The 447-nt window shown below is 72.0% G+C and carries 1 pseudogene; it reads right to left on the bottom strand.

What is annotated here, in order from left to right:
• Positions 1-138: 138 nt before the first annotated feature.
• A pseudogene (locus tag JMF97_RS30855) lies at positions 139-447 on the bottom strand (winged helix-turn-helix domain-containing protein); the annotation flags it as partial.

Genomic DNA, 447 nt, shown 5'->3' with positions numbered 1-447 from the left:
ACGTCCACGGTCGTGCCCGCTGTGCGTACGTGGATGGGCGGGACCGGCTGGAGCGCCCCAGGGCGATGCAGGCGGTCACGAGAAGGGCAGCGCCGGCCAAGGCGCCGGGTGCCCGGGAACGAAGTCCGAGCCGTTGCATCGTTGCAGATTGTAGCCGAGCCCGCGCAGGTTGACCAGGTGTTTCGGATTGGCCGGGTCGGCTTCGAGCTTCTGCCGCAGCCGGCCCACGTGCACGTCGACCAGCCGCTCGTCGCCGCTGTCGTATCCCCAGACCCGGCTGAGCAGCTGTTGGCGGGAGAGCACCCGCCCGGCGTGCTGGGCCGACTCGCAGAGCAGCCGGAACTCGGTACGGGTGACCGCCACCGGCGCACCCGCCCGGCGTACCTCCCCGGCCTCGGGGCTGACCTCCAGCTCGCCGAAGACGAGCACGGGCACCGGCTCCTCCAC

The organism is Micromonospora fiedleri (assembly GCF_016774385.1).
Lineage (GTDB): Bacteria > Actinomycetota > Actinomycetes > Mycobacteriales > Micromonosporaceae > Micromonospora > Micromonospora gifhornensis.
This window is presented reverse-complemented; position numbering and strand designations above follow the sequence as displayed.